The following is a 15,490-nucleotide window of genomic DNA, read 5'->3' on the forward strand; positions in this document are numbered from 1 at the left end:
GAGCCAGCCACGGTGACCACCACAGAACCGTCCCCCCACGCATCGGCGAGCGAAGCCGCCACCCAGCTCGAAACCACGCAGCCGATCGGGTACGTCGGGCTGGGCCGGTGCGGCACCGCACCTCACGCGGAGCTGCCCGCCGCGGTGGGTTCCGCGACGGGCAGCTCTCGGTGGATGCGGTGGGCGCTACGAGGCGCCGCCCGGCTGGGTCACCCCGTTCACCTTCAGGGTGTACGGCGCGAACTGCTGGACGGTCTCGCTGGCGTCATCGGTCGCCACGATCGCGACGACCTTCTCGAACGGCAGCGCGGCGAGCAGCTCCCACCGGTTGAGGTCGACGTGCCGCTTGCCGTCGAACTCGACCTGCAGCACGGCCGGGTGGCGGCCGTCCCGGATCCCGACCAGCTTGAGGTTCCAGTTCTGGACCTCCTGCGGGTGGATCTCCGTGGGGGAGCTGAACGGCGCGAGGCTCGAGCCGTCGCTGATCGTGGTGCCACCGACCGTGATGTCGTCGAGGAGCAGGCCGCCCTCGTTGACTCCGCCGTCGCTGACGTAGCGGAGGCTGATCAGCACGGTCTGGCCGGCGTACTCCGACAGGTCGAAGGTGTGCGGCTCGAACCCGGTGGTCGTCCCGTTGAGCGACGGACCGAGCGGTCCCTCGGTCGTCCGGTCGCCCGGGATCGAGGTGTACGTCGCACCGCCGTCGGTCGACACCTGGACGTAGCCGTAGTCGTAGCCGAGCTCCGCGCCGTACTTGGCGAGGAACCTCAGCGTCGGGTCGGCCGCCGGCACGGTGACCTCGGCGACGGCCGCGGCGTCGAGGTTGTTGGCGTTGCCCGACCAGAGCACCGAGTCGCCGGGGCGGTCGGGGTCGTTCGAGACCGTCGTCCACGCCAGTGGCTGGGTCGGGAGCGTGGCCGCGCCGTCGAAGACCAGCGAACGGAGCTTGCTGCCCCGCAGGACCTTGCCGTCCGCGCCGCGGAGCGCGACGTAGTCGGCACCGTTGGGTGCGGCGCCCGGCGTGTCGTAGGACTCCGGGTTGTCGAGGTTGACCGTCGAGCGCAGGCTCGGGGTCGTGACGAGCCGCTTGTTCGCGCCGAGCACGATCGAGCGCTTCGAGTCGCCGACGATCTTGTCGAGCAGCGTCATCGACTGGTACTGGTGCACGACGTCGTACGGGTCGTCGATGCCCTCGGCGGCCAGCTCCGCCGCCAGGCTCGCGATGCCCTGGTGCTCACCGTCGCGGTGCAGCGCGGACATGAACTCCGTGCCGAACCGGTCGTAGAGGTAGAGCATCATCGAGTAGGCGTTGCCGTAGTCGGCGAGCGTCGCCGCCGGGTTCGGGTCCTCGCCCCACAGCGTCAGGGAGTTCTGGGCGCCGCCGCAGTCGCGCGGGTTGGGGTTGTACGGCGTCTGGATCGTGCCGAAGCCCTGGAAGCAGTAGATGTGGCTGTCGGCCCCCGGGTCGAAGACGGTCGCGGTCGCGTCGACGTAGCCGACCAGGCTCTGGGCGAAGTCGGAGAGCCCCTCGTTGACCCAGTTCACCTCGAACGGGTCGGTGTAGTAGTGCAGCAGGTGCTGCCACTCGTGGGCGAAGGTGCCCTCGTAGAGGTTGGGCCGGGACGGCCGGCTCGTGCACGGGTCGTCGGTCGCGTCGTCCGGCGGGTTGTCGCCGGTGCGATGGGCCCAGTCGTAGGCGTCGACCGTCATCACGTTGCGGTCGAGCAGCTCGTTGATCTGGGCGGAGAAGAAGCCGGCGATGTAGGTCGAGGCCTCGGGGAAGTCGTAGAAGTTGTCGTCACGCACGTTGTCGATCAGGGCGACGGTCTTGTCGCCGTCGCCGGTGTAGTCGCCGCCGTTGCCGTTCGCGTCGGGCGGGACGGTGGCGTTGGTGCCGTCGCGGTCCGGAGGCGTGCTGAACGCGGCGGTCTCCTTGGGGAACATGTTGCCGTCGAACTCGCTGACGAGGCGGTCGACCTGCGCCTGCGTGATCTCGGTGGTGCCCGCCACCTGGTTGCGGCAGTCCTCGGCCGGGAAGGCCAGGTCGTCGGCGACCCAGACCTCGATCTTGTCGCCGACGCCGCGCAGTGTGTAGTCCTTGCGGTAGTACGCGCCCTGGACGTCGTCGAGGCCGAGCCACTGGCGCTGGGTGCCGACCGGCGGTGTGGGTGCGGCCGCGGCGTTCGGCGCCAGGCCGCGCGCCTGCGCCCGGGCGAGCCCCAGCTGCTTGGTCGAGAACTTCGCGTCCGGCGACACCTCGCGGACGTCGTTCGGGACGGGCTGGTCTGCCTTCGCCGCCGACGGTGGCGCCGATGATGCGGCGCCCGTCGGGATCAGGAGTCCGGCCGCGCAGGTGGCGAGGGCGACTCCGAGTGGCAGGAACGGTCGTTTCATGTGTCCTCCCAAGACCGGCGCCGGCCGAGTGCGACCCGCGGTGGCGGGCGGCGCCGGGAACCGTCCTACCGGAGCGGAGCATCGCTCGGCAATACCCATCGGCGGGGAGGCGTCCGGATTGGTGGAAATTAGTAGGACGTCCTAGTATTTCGGCATGAGCGAGAACGCGCGCACCCGCTGGCAGGCCCGCTACGAGAGCTCGCGGGTCCGCGAGTCCGACTTCACCACCCTCAGCGGCCTCGAGGTCGCGCCGGCCTACGGCACCGAAGACTCGGAGTGGCCGGGCGAGTTCCCGTTCACGCGCGGTCTCTACCCGACCGGCTACCGCGGGCGGACCTGGACGATCCGCCAGTTCGCCGGCTTCGGCAACGCCCGGCAGACCAACGAGCGCTACCGGATGATCCTCGGCCGCGGCGGCGGCGGCCTCTCGGTCGCCTTCGACATGCCCACGCTCATGGGCCGCGACTCCGACGACCCGAAGTCGCTCGGCGAGGTCGGCCACTGCGGCGTCGCCATCGACTCCGTCGCCGACATGGAGGTCCTCTTCGACGGCATCGACCTGGGCGACGTCACGACCTCGATGACGATCAGCGGCCCGGCGGTGCCGGTCTTCTGCATGATGCTGGTCGCCGCGGAGCGCGCCGGCGTCGACACCCGCACGCTCAACGGCACGCTGCAGACCGACATCTTCAAGGAGTACATCGCGCAGAAGGAGTGGCTCTTCGCGCCCGAGCCGCACCTGAAGCTGATCGGCGACCTGATGGAGCACTGCGCCGAGCACATCCCGGCGTACAAGCCGCTCTCGGTCTCCGGCTACCACATCCGCGAGGCCGGCTCGACGGCCGCGCAGGAGCTGGCGTTCACGCTCGCCGACGGGTTCGGGTACGTCGAGCTCGGGCTCTCCCGCGGTCTGGACGTCGACGTCTTCGCGCCGGGTCTGTCGTTCTTCTTCGACGCCCACGTCGACTTCTTCGAGGAGATCGCGAAGTTCCGCGCCGCCCGTCGGATCTGGGCCCGGTGGATGCGCGATGTCTACGGCGCGCGCACCGAGAAGGCGCAGTGGCTGCGCTTCCACACCCAGACCGCGGGCGTCTCGCTCACCGCGCAGCAGCCCTACAACAACGTCGTCCGCACCGGCATCGAGGCGCTCTCCGCGGTCCTCGGCGGCACCAACAGCCTGCACACCAACGCGCTCGACGAGACCCTCGCGCTGCCGTCGGAGCAGGCGGCCGAGATCGCGCTGCGCACCCAGCAGGTGATCATGGAGGAGACCGGCGTCGTCAACGTCGCCGACCCGCTCGGCGGCTCGTGGTACGTCGAGGCGCTCACCGACCGGATCGAGGCCGAGGCCACCGCGATCTTCGACAGGATCCTCGCGATGGGCGGCTCGACCCTCACCTCCGACCGCCCCGAGCAGATCGCCGAGGCGGTGCGCGACGGCGACTGGCTCGTGACCCGCGGGCTGCTGCGCGGCATCGAGGAGGGCTGGTTCATGTCCGAGATCGCCGAGGCGGCGTTCCAGTACCAGGTGGCCCTCGAGAAGGGCGAGAAGAGGATCGTCGGCGTCAACTGCCACGAGGACTCCGTGACCCACGACCTCGAGATCCTGCGGGTCTCCCACGAGGTCGAGGTCGAGCAGGTGCGGGCGCTGACCGCTCGGCGTACCGGCCGCGACGACGCCGCGGTGCGTGCCGCACTCGCGCGGATGGTGGACGCCGCCCGGGCCGACGAGAACGTCATCGAGCCGATGCTCGACGCGTGCCGCGCCGAGGCGACGCTCGGCGAGATCTGCGACGCCCTGCGCGCGGAGTGGGGGGAGTACCGGGAGCCCGCCCGCTTCTGATGTGATCGGGGGCGTGGACCTCCAGCGCGCACACGACCCGGCCCCGTGACGGCCGGATCTCGCTCGGCCTCGAGGTCGACGTGCTGCCGGCCGCGACCAGCTCGAGCAGGCGCGCCAGCGGATCGAGCACGCCGCCCACCCGAGCGTGCGCGAGAAGGCCGCCGCGCTGGGTCTGATGTAGGCGGCTGGCGCGGTCTCCCTAGGATTGGGCGCATGAGCCAGCAGTCGTTCTCCCGTCCCGGCGCCATCGACCTGTCCGGCCTCTCGGGCACGACACCCGGGGGCGCCGCCGGCAACGCTGGCGGTGGCGCTGCCGGTGGCGCGCCGGGCGGCTCGTCGTACGCCGTCCAGATCACCGAGCAGAACTTCCAGTCGACGCTCGAGTCGTCGACGACGGCACCGGTGTTCCTGGTCTTCTACTCCCCGACCCGGATGCCGGAGAGCGCGGACCTCGCACGCGACCTCGAGACGTTGTCGGGGGAGTTCGAGGGGCGCTTCCTCGTCGGCCTGGTCGACATCGACGCGGCGCCGGCGATCGCGCAGGCGATGCAGATCCCGTCGATCCCGTTGGTGGTCGCCGTGCTGGACGGCCGACCGGCGCCCCTGCTCCAGGACGTGCTGCCACTCGACCAGCTCCGCGCCCAGATCACGCAGGTGATGCAGCAGCTCACCGCCAACGGCGTCGCCGGCCGGCACCAGCCGCGCGCGGCCGCCGTCGCCGACAACGGTGACGGTGAGCCGGTGGTGGATCCGCGCTACGCCGCGGCGCAGGACGCGCTCGGCGACGGCGACGTCGACCGTGCGGTGGCGGAGTACCAGAAGCTCGTCGACGCCAACCCCGCCGACGTCGAGGCCGCGGCCGGTCTCGCGATGGCGAAGGTGCTGCAGCGCACCCAGGGCGTCGATCTCAACGCGGCGCGGGCCGCCGCGGCCGCCACGCCGGACGACGTCGACGCGCAGACGATGGTCGCCGACCTCGACATGCTCGGCGGTCACGTCGACGACGCCTTCCACCGGCTGGTCGAGCTGGTGCGCCGTACCGCGGGCGACGACCGTGACCGCGCTCGCGAGCACCTGCTCGGGCTCTTCGCGGCGGTCGGCAACGACGACCCGCGGGTGCTCAAGGGGCGGCAGAACCTGGCGTCGGCTCTCTTCTGAGGCCCTGCAGCACCGCGGTGATCGCGGGGGAGGCGGCCATGCTGCGCCGGTGCACCGCGATGACGTCGCGGGTGGGCTCCGGATCGTGCGCGGGCACGGCGACCAGGTCTGCGCCCAGCGGTCGGCGTCCCAGTCGCGGGACGAGCGCGATGCCCTGACGTGCCCCGACCAGGGCGAGGTGGGAGTCGAACTCCATCGCGGTGTGCGCGATGTGGGGGAGCCGGCCGGTCCCGGCGTACATCCGGGTCAGCCACTGGCGGCAGATCGTCCCGTCGGGGGTGGCGATCCAGCTCTCGTCCACCAGGTCTCGCGGAGCGACCCGGGGGCGGCCGGCGAGCGGATGGTCGCGGTGGACGATGACGTCGGCGACGTCGTGCGCGACGACGGTGGCCGTCAGATGGTCGGGGATCGCGATCGGCACGTCGCCCCAGCGGTGCACGACGCCGATGTCGCTCTGGCCCGAGGCGACCAGCTCGACGGTGTCCCACGGCTCGCGCTCGGTGAGCGAGAGCGTGAGGCGGGGGTGGGCGTCGCGCAGCCGGCCGACGACCGGCGCGACGAGTCCGCGCATCGCGGTCGAGAAGGCCGTGAGCCGCAGGTGGCCGACGACCGCGTCGGCCCGCTGGTGGAGCGTCGACTCGACCTCCTCGAGGTCGGCGAGCAGCCGCCCCCCGGCGTCGACGAGGTGTCGTCCGTGGTCGGTGAGGATCACCCCGCGCCCCACGCGCTCGAGCAGCGCGACCCCGGTCTGCCTCTCGAGCCGCTTGACCTGCTGGGAGACGGCGCTCGGCGTGAACCCGAGTGCGTCGGCGGCGGCGACCACCGAGCCGTGGGTGTCGACGGCCCGCAGGCTGGCGAGGGCGGCCAGATCGATCATGCAGCGATGCTACATCGATCCATGCATAATCATTCGCTGGTGCTGCATGGTCTCGTGGGGTTGGCTGAGCGCGTGAACCGTCGTGACTCCCTGCTCGCCGCCGCCGTCGCCTCGATCTGGGGATTCAACTTCGTGGTCATCGACTGGGGGATGAACGGCGTCCCGCCGCTGCTGTTCGCGGCGATCCGGTTCGCGGTCGTCGTCTTCCCCGCGATCCTGTTCGTGGCCCGGCCCGTCGCGCCGTGGCGGGTGGTCGCCGCGGTCGGCGCGTTCATGTCGCTCGGCCAGTTCGGCTTCCTCTACGTCTCGATGGACGCGGGGATGCCGCCCGGGCTGGCCGCGCTCGTGCTGCAGGCCCAGGTCATCTTCACCGTCGCGATCGCGGCCGGGGCGCTGCGCGAGGTGCCGACGTACGCCCAGGCGGTCGGTGTGTTCCTCGGATCGATCGGTCTCGCCGTGGTCGCCGCGGGCCGGGGCGGCGACGTCTCGGTGCTCGCGCTGGCGCTCTGCGTGCTCGGCGCCCTGTCGTGGGGGATCGGCAACGTCGTCGCGCGCGCGTCGGGCGTCCGGGCCGGGCTGTCGCTCACCGTGTGGTCGGCGGTCGTCGTGCCGGTGCCCCTGCTGGCGCTCTCGCTGCTCGTCGACGGTCCCGCCGCCGTCGGTGGCGCACTGGCGTCGTTCTCCTGGCAGGCGGCGGTGTCCACGGCCTACACGGCCGGGCTCGCGTCGCTCGTCGGGTACGGCGTCTTCAACACCCTGCTGGGTCGCAACCCGTCGTCGTCGGTCGTGCCCTGGGTGCTGCTCGCGCCGGTCGTCGCGATGGCCTCGGCGTGGCTGCTGCTCGACCAGCGGCCCAACGCCGCCGAGCTCGGCGGCGGCCTGCTGCTGATCGTCGGCGTGCTGGTGGCGATGCGGCCCGCGGTGCGGCCCGCGGTGCGGCCGGCCGACGGCGGTGAGCTTGGCTCGGTCTGGTCTGGCCGAGACCGAGCCGGATCCACCGCCCCAGGTGAGCGACCTCGGCCCGACGGCCCTCAGCGACCGGACTCGGTGTACGACGGGCCGCGACCGGCGTCGACGTTCGCGAGGGCGGCCTCGATGCGGCGGGCGGTGAAGTCGGCGCAGCGGTCGCGGACCTGCGCGGGCGTGCAGAACTCGGCGGTGCGGATCTCGCGCGCCTCGCGGACGATCGTCTCCGTGAGCGCGGCGTCGTGGGTGCCGCCGTCGAAGACCAGGCAGACGGCGTCGTCCCAACCGCTCCAGGCCGGCAGCCAGTCGGCGAGCACCAGCCCGCCGGGCGCGATGTCGAGACCGAGCTCCTCCTTGATCTCGCGGCCGACGGCGACCCGGGGCGACTCGTTGACCTCGACCACGCCGCCCGGGAGATCCCAGTCGGTCTTGTAGGTCAGGTGGCACAGCAGCACCCGGCCGTCCCGGTCGCGGACCAGCATCTGGCCGATCGCGCGCTTGCGCGGGAGGAACGAGTTCAGCAGCGCCCGGAACCCCTCGGGCTCGTGCAGCGGGGTGTCGGTGGCGAGTCGCGCGTAGACGATGCGATCCACCGGGGCGCCGTCGACCGTGACGCCGCGCATCACGCCCTCGCGGCGCAGGCCAGACCAGGTGGCCGCCCGCTGCGCGCCCTCGTCGTCGGGGTCGACCAGCGCCTCGACCCGGGCGTGGTCGGCGAGCGCGGCGACCACGTTGTGGCGGATGACGTCGATCGGCTCCTCGCCGGTCCAGGAGATCCGTGCGATCCCGTCCGCGATGGTCGTCACGGTGGTGCTCGGCTCGGTCACGTGGAGACTCTAGCGACCGCGCCCCGCGTCAGCCGCGCCGCCGGAACCACACCGTCGCCAGCGGCGGTACGACGATCGTCGCGTGGGCGGGCTGTCCCGACCACTCGCCCTCGACGGCGGTGATCGAGCCGAAGTTGCCGACGCCGGAGCCGGTGTAGGACTCGGCGTCGGTGTTCACGATCTCGTCCCACTCGCCGGCCGACGGCAGCCCGATCCGGTAGTCGTCGTGCGGCACGGCGGCGAAGTTCGACACGCACACGATCTCCGACGCGTCGGTCCCGCTGCGGCGTACGAACGAGAAGACGTTGCGGCCCGCGTCGTTGGCGTCGATCCACTGGAAGCCGCCCGGGTCGTGGTCGAGGGCCCACAGTGCGGGCGAGCCGACGTACGCCGCGTTGAGGTCGCGCACGAGGGTCGAGACGCCCCGGTGCTCGGGGTGGTCGAGCAGCCACCAGTCGAGCTCGCGCGACTCGGCCCACTCCGACTCCTGCCCGAGCTCGCCGCCCATGAACAGCAGCTGCTTGCCGGGGTGCGCCCACATGAGCCCGAGGTAGGCGCGCAGGTTGGCGAGCTGCTGCCAACGGTCGCCGGGCATCTTGCGCAGCAGCGATCCCTTGCCGTGCACGACCTCGTCGTGGCTGAGCGGCAGCACGAAGTTCTCGGAGAAGGCGTAGACGAGAGAGAAGGTCATCTCGCCGTGGTGGTAGGCGCGGTGCACGGGCTCGCGCGCCAGGTAGTCGAGCGAGTCGTGCATCCAGCCCATGTTCCACTTGAAGCCGAAGCCGAGCCCGTCGGAGGAGGTGGGCCGGGTGACGCCGGGCCACGACGTCGACTCCTCGGCGATCGTGGTGATGCCGGGCACGCGCTTGTAGACGGTCGCGTTCATCTCCTGGAGGAACTGCACCGCCTCGAGGTTCTCGTGGCCGCCGTGGACGTTGGGGGTCCACTCGCCCTCCTTGCGGGCGTAGTCGAGGTAGAGCATCGAGGCGACGCCGTCGACGCGCAGCCCGTCGGCGTGGAACTCCTCGAGCCAGTAGAGCGCGTTGGCGTACAGGAAGTTGCGCACCTCCCGGCGACCGAAGTTGAAGATGTGCGAGCCCCACTCCTGGTGCCAGCCACGCTGGGGGTTGGGGTCCTCGTAGAGCGGGGTGCCGTCGAAGCGAGCCAGCGCCCACTCGTCGGTCGCGAAGTGGCCCGGGACCCAGTCGAGGATCACGCCGACGCCGGCCTGGTGCAGCCGGTCGACGAGCAGCCGGAAGCCGTCGGGGTCGCCGAACCGCGAGTCCGGCGCGAAGTACGACGTCACGTGGTAGCCCCACGAGCCGCCGAACGGGTGCTGCATCACCGGCATCAGCTCGACGTGGGTGAACCCCAGGCCCGCGACGTACTCGGGGAGCTCCTCGGCGAGCTCGGCCCACGACCAGTAGCGGCCGTCGTGGTGCTTCTTCCACGAGCCGAGGTGCATCTCGTAGACGCTCATCGGCTCGCTGACCGGCGAGCGGTCGGGCCGCGCGTCGATCCACGCCCCGTCGCCCCACTCGTGGGAGGACTCGAAGACCTTCGACGCCGTGTCGGCCGGTCGCTCGGCCCAGTAGGCCATCGGGTCGGCCTTCTCGCGCCACTGCCCGTCGGGGCCGAGGATCACGAACTTGTACGCCGCGCCCGAGCCGACGTCGGGGACGAACAACTCCCACACGCCGCTGGTGCCGAGCTGGCGCATCGGGTGCTCGCGGCCGTCCCAGCTGTTGAAGTCGGCCTTGATCCGCACGGCGCGCGCCGACGGCGCCCACACCGCGAACGACGTGCCGGTGACCGGCTCGATCGCGCCGGGGTAGTGGTGGACCCGCGCGCCCAGCACCTCCCACAGCTGCTCGTGCCGACCCTCGTTGATCAGGTGGAGGTCGACCTCGCCGAGCGTGGGCAGGAAGCGGTAGGGGTCGTCGCGCACGACCTCGTCGGCGTCGTAGGTCGTCGCGACGCGGTAGTCGGGCACGTCAGGCAGCGGGACCACGCCGACCCAGACACCCTCGTGCTCGTGGTGGAGCTCGGTCTCGCCGGACTCGGCGCCGCCCCAGCGGACGACGACCTGCGACGCCAGCGGCCGCAGCACGCGGACGGTCACGCCGCCGTCGTGGGGGTGCGGGCCGAGCACCCCGTGGGGGTTGCCGTGCTCGCCGTGGGCGACCTGGTGCAGCTCGGCGGTGTCGATCGGCAGCGTCTTCGGGGCCTCAGTGGTCATGTCGCTCCGCTCCCATCCGGGTGACCGCGGCCAGCGGGATGCTCACCCACGTCGGCCGGTTGCGGGTCTCGTAGACGGTCTCGTAGACGAGCTTGTCGGCGACGTAGGCGTCGAGGAGCACGCGCTGCTCGTCGCTGGGCTCGCCGCCGGCGTACGCCACGAGGAAGTGGTTGCAGTTGCGGTGGGCCCACTCCTCCACGCGATAGGCGCGCTGCGGCGCGGCCTCCGGGTCGTCCTGGCCCACGGACCGCTCGACGACGCGAGGGGCATAGTCGAAGGACCGCAGCATGCCGGCGACGTCGCGCCAGGGCGAGTCGGGCTCGAGGCGCTCGACCAGCGGCTTGGCGGGCTCGCCCTCGAAGTCGACGATCTTCCAGCCCAGGCTGGTGCGCAGGGTCTGGCCGAGGTGCAGGTCGCCGTGCACCTGCTGCACGGTCAGCCCCGGCAGCGCGCGGAGACGCTCGTACGTCGCGCGCAGCCGCTCGGCGTGCTCGGCCAGCTCGGGCACGACGTCGAGCGCCTCGTCGAGGCGCCGGTTCATCGCGTCGGCGAGCGCGCCGGCGGCCGCCGCGTCGCGCTGCTCGGTGGGGAAGTGCTCGGCGAGGACGGCGTGGACCTCGTGGAGGGCCTCGCCCAGCCGGGCGGACTCGCCGGCGAAGTCCCCACCGGCCTCGTGGGCGTGCAGGTCGGCCTCCGAGAGCAGGTTGCGCGCGCTGGCCAGCGCCAGCTCCCAGCCGTCGCTGGCGGTGCGCAGGAACTGCTGCAGCATCGCCAGCTGCATGGTCGTGCCGCGGCCCTCGGCGGTGGTGCTCGAGGGATCGCCGTCGACCCAGTCGAGCCAGCCGTAGAGCGCGGCGATGTGCTCGGAGCCTGCCCGCGTGAGCACGTCGTGGACGCTGATGTCGGGGTTCACCCCCGGCGTGATCTTGCGGAAGACCTTCATCAGCGAGTCCTCGCCGAAGGCCACCGATGAGTTCGACTGCTCACCCGAGAAGAGCGTCGAGTGCGTGTCGAGGTCGAGGTCGTGCTCCCCGATCCGATGGAAGCGGAGCCCGCTCTCGTCGGTGAGGTTGCCGCCCGCCTCCCGTGCCGCGCGGTCGAACGCGCGCAGCCAGAGCCCCATCGCCTCGCGGTCGTGCAGCGCGTCGTACGCGTGCACCCAGCCGTACGCCGGCTCCTCCCACCACCCGATGAAGGCGTGGTCAAGCCGGGTCTCCGGGTCGGTGTAGAGCGCCATCGGCACCTGGTAGACCTCGGTGCCGCCGGGCGCGTCGTCGTACGCCACCTCGACGAGGTCGATGACGACCCACGGCCCGCCGTCGCCGCCGCCCGGCAGCTCGCCGACGCGGCGCACGCTCGCGATCGAGAACGGCCGGCCCTTGCCGCCGAACCACCGGGTGCGCTCGAGGTACCGTTCGAAGACGTCCGGCTCGGCCCCAGGAGATGGTGCAGTCACAGGAGTAGCCCCTCCTCGGTGGTCTCGGCCTCGGTGAGCCGGAACCAGTAGAACCCGTAGCCGGCCAGGGTGAGCAGGTAGGGCAGCTCGCCGATCTCGGGGAACGGCACGCCTCCGAGCAGCTCGACCGGACGCCGGCCCTCGAACCGCCTCAGGTCGAGCTCGACCGGCTGCGGGAAGCGCGACAGGTTGTTGACGCAGAGGATGAGGTCCTCGTGGCCGTCCTCGTCGGCGTGCTCGCGGACGTAGGAGAGCACCGACGGGTTCGAGCCCCCGAGGTCGTGGAAGGCGCCGAGGCCGAACGCGGGGTGGTTGCGGCGTGCGTGGATCATCCGCCGCATCCAGTGCAGGAGCGACGACGAGTTCTCGAGCTGGGCCTCCACGTTGACCGACTGGTACCCGAAGACCGGGTCCTGGATCACGGGCCGGTCGAGCTTGCCCGGCGTGGCGCTCGAGAAGCCGGCGTTGCGGTCGGCGGTCCACTGCATCGGGGTGCGTACGCCGTCGCGGTCGCCGAGCCAGATGTTGTCGCCCATGCCGATCTCGTCGCCGTAGTAGAGCACCGGCGAGCCGGGCAGCGACAGCAGCAGCGCGTTGAAGAGCTCCATCTGGTTGGTGTCGTTGTCGAGCAGGGGGGCCAGCCGCCGACGGATGCCGATGTTGGCCTTCATGCGGGGGTCCTTGGCGTACTCGCCCCACATGTAGTCGCGGTCCTCGTCCGTGACCATCTCGAGCGTGAGCTCGTCGTGGTTGCGCAGGAAGATGCCCCACTGGCACTTGTCCGGGATCGGCGGCGTCTGCTCGAGGATCTCCGAGATCGGGAAGCGGGACTCGCGACGCACCGCCATGAAGATGCGCGGCATCACCGGGAAGTGGAAGGCCATGTGGCACTCGTCGCCGCCGCTGTCGAAGTCGCCGAAGTACTCGACGACGTCCTCCGGCCACTGGTTGGCCTCGCAGAGCAGCACCCGGCCGGGGTACTCGTCGTCGACGACCTTGCGGACCCGCTTGAGGAACTCGTGGGTCTCGGGCAGGTTCTCCCCGTTGCTGCCCGGGCGCTCGTAGAGGTAGGGCACCGCGTCGAGCCGGAACCCGTCCATGCCCATGTCGAGCCAGAAGCGGATCGCGTCGAGGATCGCCTCGTGCACCAGCGGGTTGTCGAAGTTGAGGTCGGGCTGGTGGGAGAAGAAGCGGTGCCAGAAGTACTGCTGGCGCACCGGGTCCCACGTCCAGTTCGACGGCTCGGTGTCGACGAAGATGATCCGCGCCTCCTGGTAGAGCTCGTCGCTGTCCGACCACACGTAGAAGTCGCCGTACGGGCCCTCCGGGTCGGTGCGCGACTGCTGGAACCACTCGTGCTGGTCGCTCGTGTGGTTCATCACGAAGTCGATGATCACGCGCAGACCGCGCTTGTGGGCCTCGCCCAGGAAGTAGCGGAAGTCGTCGATCGTCCCGATGTCGGGGTGCACGCCGGTGTAGTCGGCGACGTCGTACCCGTCGTCGCGCAGCGGGCTGGGGAAGAACGGCGGGATCCACAGACAGTCGACGCCGAGCCACTGCAGGTAGTCGAGCTTGTCGACCAGGCCGCGGAAGTCACCGGTGCCGTCGGCGTTGGAGTCGCGGAACGCCCGGACCAGGACCTCGTAGAAGACCGCGGTCTTGAACCACTCCGGCGTGCGTTGGTTGAGGACCTGGTGCTGGAGGGAGTCCTGGGTCACCGGCTCCTCCTGACCGAGAGGATGTGCGCCGGCTCGTGGTAGGGATCCAGCCGGACGTAGTTGTGCTGCTGCCAGGTCCAGTCGGCCCCGGTGATCTCGTCGTGCACCACGAACGCCTCGTGGTCGCCGACCCCGAGCGCACGCAGGTCGAGGTGGACCGTGGTCTCGCGCGCTGCATGCGGGTCGAGGTTGACCACGACGATGACGACGTCGTCGGCCGCCCCCTTCGAGAAGACCAGGATGTTGTCGTCGTCGCTCCAGTGCACGGTGACGTTGCGCAGCTGCTGGAGCGCGGGGTGGGCGCGGCGGATCTCGTTCAGGCGGGTCAGGTACGGCGCGAGCGAGCGCCCCTCGCGGTCGGCGGTGTCCCAGTCGCGGATCCGGATCTGGTACTTCTCGGAGTCGAGGTACTCCTCGCTGCCCGGCCGGACCGCGACGTGCTCGAACAGCTCGTAGCCGGCGTAGACACCCCAGCTCGGCGACCCGGTCGCGGCGATCGCGGCGCGGATCTTGAACGCCGCAGGCCCGCCGTACTGCAGGTAGGCGTGCAGGATGTCGGGGGTGTTGACGAAGAAGTTCGGCCGCATCAGGTGGTCGGACTCGCGGGACACCTCGACGAGGTACTCCTCGAGCTCCCGCTTGCCGTTGCGCCAGGTGAAGTACGTGTAGCTCTGGTGGAAGCCGATCGCGCCGAGCGCGTGCATCATCGCCGGGCGGGTGAACGCCTCGGAGAGGAATAGGACGTCGGGGTCGGTGCGGCGGACCTCCTTGAGCAGCCACTCCCAGAAGGCCACCGGCTTGGTGTGGGGGTTGTCGACGCGGAAGACCCGGACGCCGTGGGACATCCACAGTCGCACGATCCGCAGCACCTCCTGGCAGATGCCGGAGGGGTCGTTGTCGAAGTTGACCGGGTAGATGTCCTGGTACTTCTTGGGCGGGTTCTCGGCGTAGGCGATCGTGCCGTCGGCGCGTGTGGTGAACCACTCCGGGTTGCTGGTCACCCAGGGGTGGTCGGGCGCGGCCTGGAGGGCGAGGTCGAGCGCGACCTCGAGGCCGAGCGTGTGGGCCCGGCCGACGAAGGCGTCGAAGTCGTCGAACGTGCCGAGGTCGGGGTGGATCGCGTCGTGGCCGCCCTGCCGGGAGCCGATCGCCCACGGTGAGCCGGTGTCGTCGGGGCCGGGGTCGAGCGTGTTGTTCGGCCCCTTGCGGTTGACCTCGCCGATGGGGTGGATCGGCGGCAGGTAGACGACGTCGAACCCCATCGCCGCGACGGCGTCGAGCCGCTTGGCGGCGGTCCGGAAGCTGCCGCTCGTGAGGGTCCCCGTCCTCTCGTCGCGGGTCGCGCCCTCCGAGCGCGGGAAGAACTCGTACCAGCTGCTGAACAGCCCCTTCGGGCGGTCGGCGTACGCCGGGTAGGGCCCCTCGACCGTCAGCAGCTCGCGCAGCGGGTGGGCGGCGAGCACGGCCTGCAGGTCCGGGGCCTGCAGCGCGGCGAGGCGGGCGGCCGCGGGGCGCTCGACGTCGTCGGCGGCCTCGAGGGCGCCCTGGAGCACGGTGGTCGCCTCGGCCGTCGCCGGGTCGCGGGGGTCCAGGGTCGACAGGACCCGGTCGAGGATCAGCCGCCCCTCGGTGAACATCAGCTCCACGTCGACGCCGGCGGGGATCTTCAGGCCGGCGGCGTGCTGCCAGGTCGCCACGGGGTCGGACCACGCGGCGATCTCGAAGGTCCACGCGCCCGGCGCGTCCGGGGTCACCCACGCGACGTGCCGGTCGGGCACGTCGGGGTCCTTCACCATCCGCACCGGAGGTCGGCGCCGGCCGGTCGGGTCGACCAGCACCACCTCGGCGCCGAGCTTGTCGTGACCCTCGCGGAACACGCTCGCGGTGACGGGGAACGGCTCGCCGACCGTCGCCTTCGCGGGCTGTCGGCCCAGGTCGACCAGGGGCGTGACGTCCATGACGGGGATGCGACCGACCATGGCCTCCAACCTAGCGAGAATCGGGGACGGGCC

Annotated in this window: 9 protein-coding genes and 1 pseudogene; 3 read left to right on the forward strand and 7 right to left on the reverse strand. The window is 71.3% G+C overall.

Features of this window, described 5'->3' with window-relative positions:
- Window positions 1–186 precede the first annotated feature (186 nt).
- Entirely contained in the window at window positions 187–2,394 is a 2,208-nt protein-coding gene (locus PZ894_RS23140) for an immune inhibitor A domain-containing protein (protein ID WP_275748405.1), read from the reverse strand.
- 154 nt (window positions 2,395–2,548) lie between these two features.
- On the opposite strand from PZ894_RS23140, the gene PZ894_RS23145 reads away from it, so the two are divergent.
- Window positions 2,549–4,237 (forward strand): methylmalonyl-CoA mutase family protein, encoded by a 1,689-nt coding sequence (locus PZ894_RS23145; protein ID WP_275748406.1) that lies wholly within the window; start codon window positions 2,549–2,551, stop codon window positions 4,235–4,237.
- 213 nt (window positions 4,238–4,450) lie between these two features.
- Window positions 4,451–5,395, forward strand: a complete 945-nt coding sequence (locus PZ894_RS23150; RefSeq protein ID WP_275748407.1) for a tetratricopeptide repeat protein — start codon at window positions 4,451–4,453, stop codon at window positions 5,393–5,395.
- Here PZ894_RS23150 and PZ894_RS23155 read toward each other — a convergent pair.
- Window positions 5,358–6,272 (reverse strand): LysR family transcriptional regulator, encoded by a 915-nt coding sequence (locus tag PZ894_RS23155; RefSeq protein ID WP_275748408.1) that lies wholly within the window; start codon window positions 6,270–6,272, stop codon window positions 5,358–5,360. The two genes, PZ894_RS23150 and PZ894_RS23155, sit on opposite strands and share 38 nt — an antisense overlap.
- Before the next feature lie 150 nt (window positions 6,273–6,422).
- Here PZ894_RS23155 and PZ894_RS23160 point away from each other — a divergent pair.
- A pseudogene (locus tag PZ894_RS23160) lies at window positions 6,423–7,121 on the forward strand (EamA family transporter); the annotation flags it as partial.
- A 182-nt stretch (window positions 7,122–7,303) separates the two neighbouring features.
- Here the strand turns inward: PZ894_RS23160 and PZ894_RS23165 are convergent.
- Genes PZ894_RS23165 through PZ894_RS23185 form a run of 5 tightly spaced genes read right to left on the reverse strand, consistent with a single transcriptional unit; the run spans window position 7,304 to window position 15,457 of the window.
- Window positions 7,304–8,065: an NUDIX hydrolase gene (locus tag PZ894_RS23165; protein ID WP_275748409.1), complete on the reverse strand. Its 762-nt coding sequence runs from the start codon at window positions 8,063–8,065 to the stop codon at window positions 7,304–7,306.
- A gap of 28 nt (window positions 8,066–8,093) precedes the next feature.
- The gene (gene glgB / locus PZ894_RS23170; RefSeq protein WP_275748410.1) at window positions 8,094–10,304 is read right to left on the reverse strand and encodes a 1,4-alpha-glucan branching protein GlgB; all 2,211 of its coding nucleotides are present in this window, start codon (window positions 10,302–10,304) and stop codon (window positions 8,094–8,096) included.
- On the reverse strand, window positions 10,294–11,760 hold the full coding sequence (locus PZ894_RS23175) for a phosphotransferase (RefSeq protein WP_275748412.1): 1,467 nt from the start codon (window positions 11,758–11,760) through the stop codon (window positions 10,294–10,296). The genes glgB and PZ894_RS23175 overlap by 11 nt, the downstream gene beginning before the upstream one ends.
- Entirely contained in the window at window positions 11,757–13,478 is a 1,722-nt protein-coding gene (gene treS / locus PZ894_RS23180) for a maltose alpha-D-glucosyltransferase (protein WP_275748414.1), read from the reverse strand. Before treS ends, PZ894_RS23175 begins: the two co-directional genes overlap by 4 nt.
- A complete protein-coding gene (locus tag PZ894_RS23185) occupies window positions 13,475–15,457 on the reverse strand; it encodes an alpha-1,4-glucan--maltose-1-phosphate maltosyltransferase (RefSeq protein ID WP_275748416.1) in 1,983 nt (660 codons plus the stop codon). Before PZ894_RS23185 ends, treS begins: the two co-directional genes overlap by 4 nt.
- Between the last annotated feature and the right edge of the window lie 33 nt (window positions 15,458–15,490).

Source organism: Nocardioides sp. YIM 152315, from assembly GCF_029210375.1.
Taxonomy (GTDB): domain Bacteria; phylum Actinomycetota; class Actinomycetes; order Propionibacteriales; family Nocardioidaceae; genus Nocardioides.

Excerpts from the sequence above, each read along its gene's own strand:
- PZ894_RS23155 (WP_275748408.1), bottom strand. The coding sequence starts at position 6,272 with ATGATCGATCTGGCCGCCCTCGCCAGCCTGCGGGCCGTCGACACCCAC.
- PZ894_RS23145 (WP_275748406.1), top strand. The coding sequence starts at position 2,549 with ATGAGCGAGAACGCGCGCACCCGCTGGCAGGCCCGCTACGAGAGCTCG.
- PZ894_RS23150 (WP_275748407.1), top strand. The coding sequence starts at position 4,451 with ATGAGCCAGCAGTCGTTCTCCCGTCCCGGCGCCATCGACCTGTCCGGC.
- PZ894_RS23140 (WP_275748405.1), bottom strand. The coding sequence starts at position 2,394 with ATGAAACGACCGTTCCTGCCACTCGGAGTCGCCCTCGCCACCTGCGCG.
- PZ894_RS23185 (WP_275748416.1), bottom strand. The coding sequence starts at position 15,457 with ATGGTCGGTCGCATCCCCGTCATGGACGTCACGCCCCTGGTCGACCTG.
- glgB (WP_275748410.1), bottom strand. The coding sequence starts at position 10,304 with ATGACCACTGAGGCCCCGAAGACGCTGCCGATCGACACCGCCGAGCTG.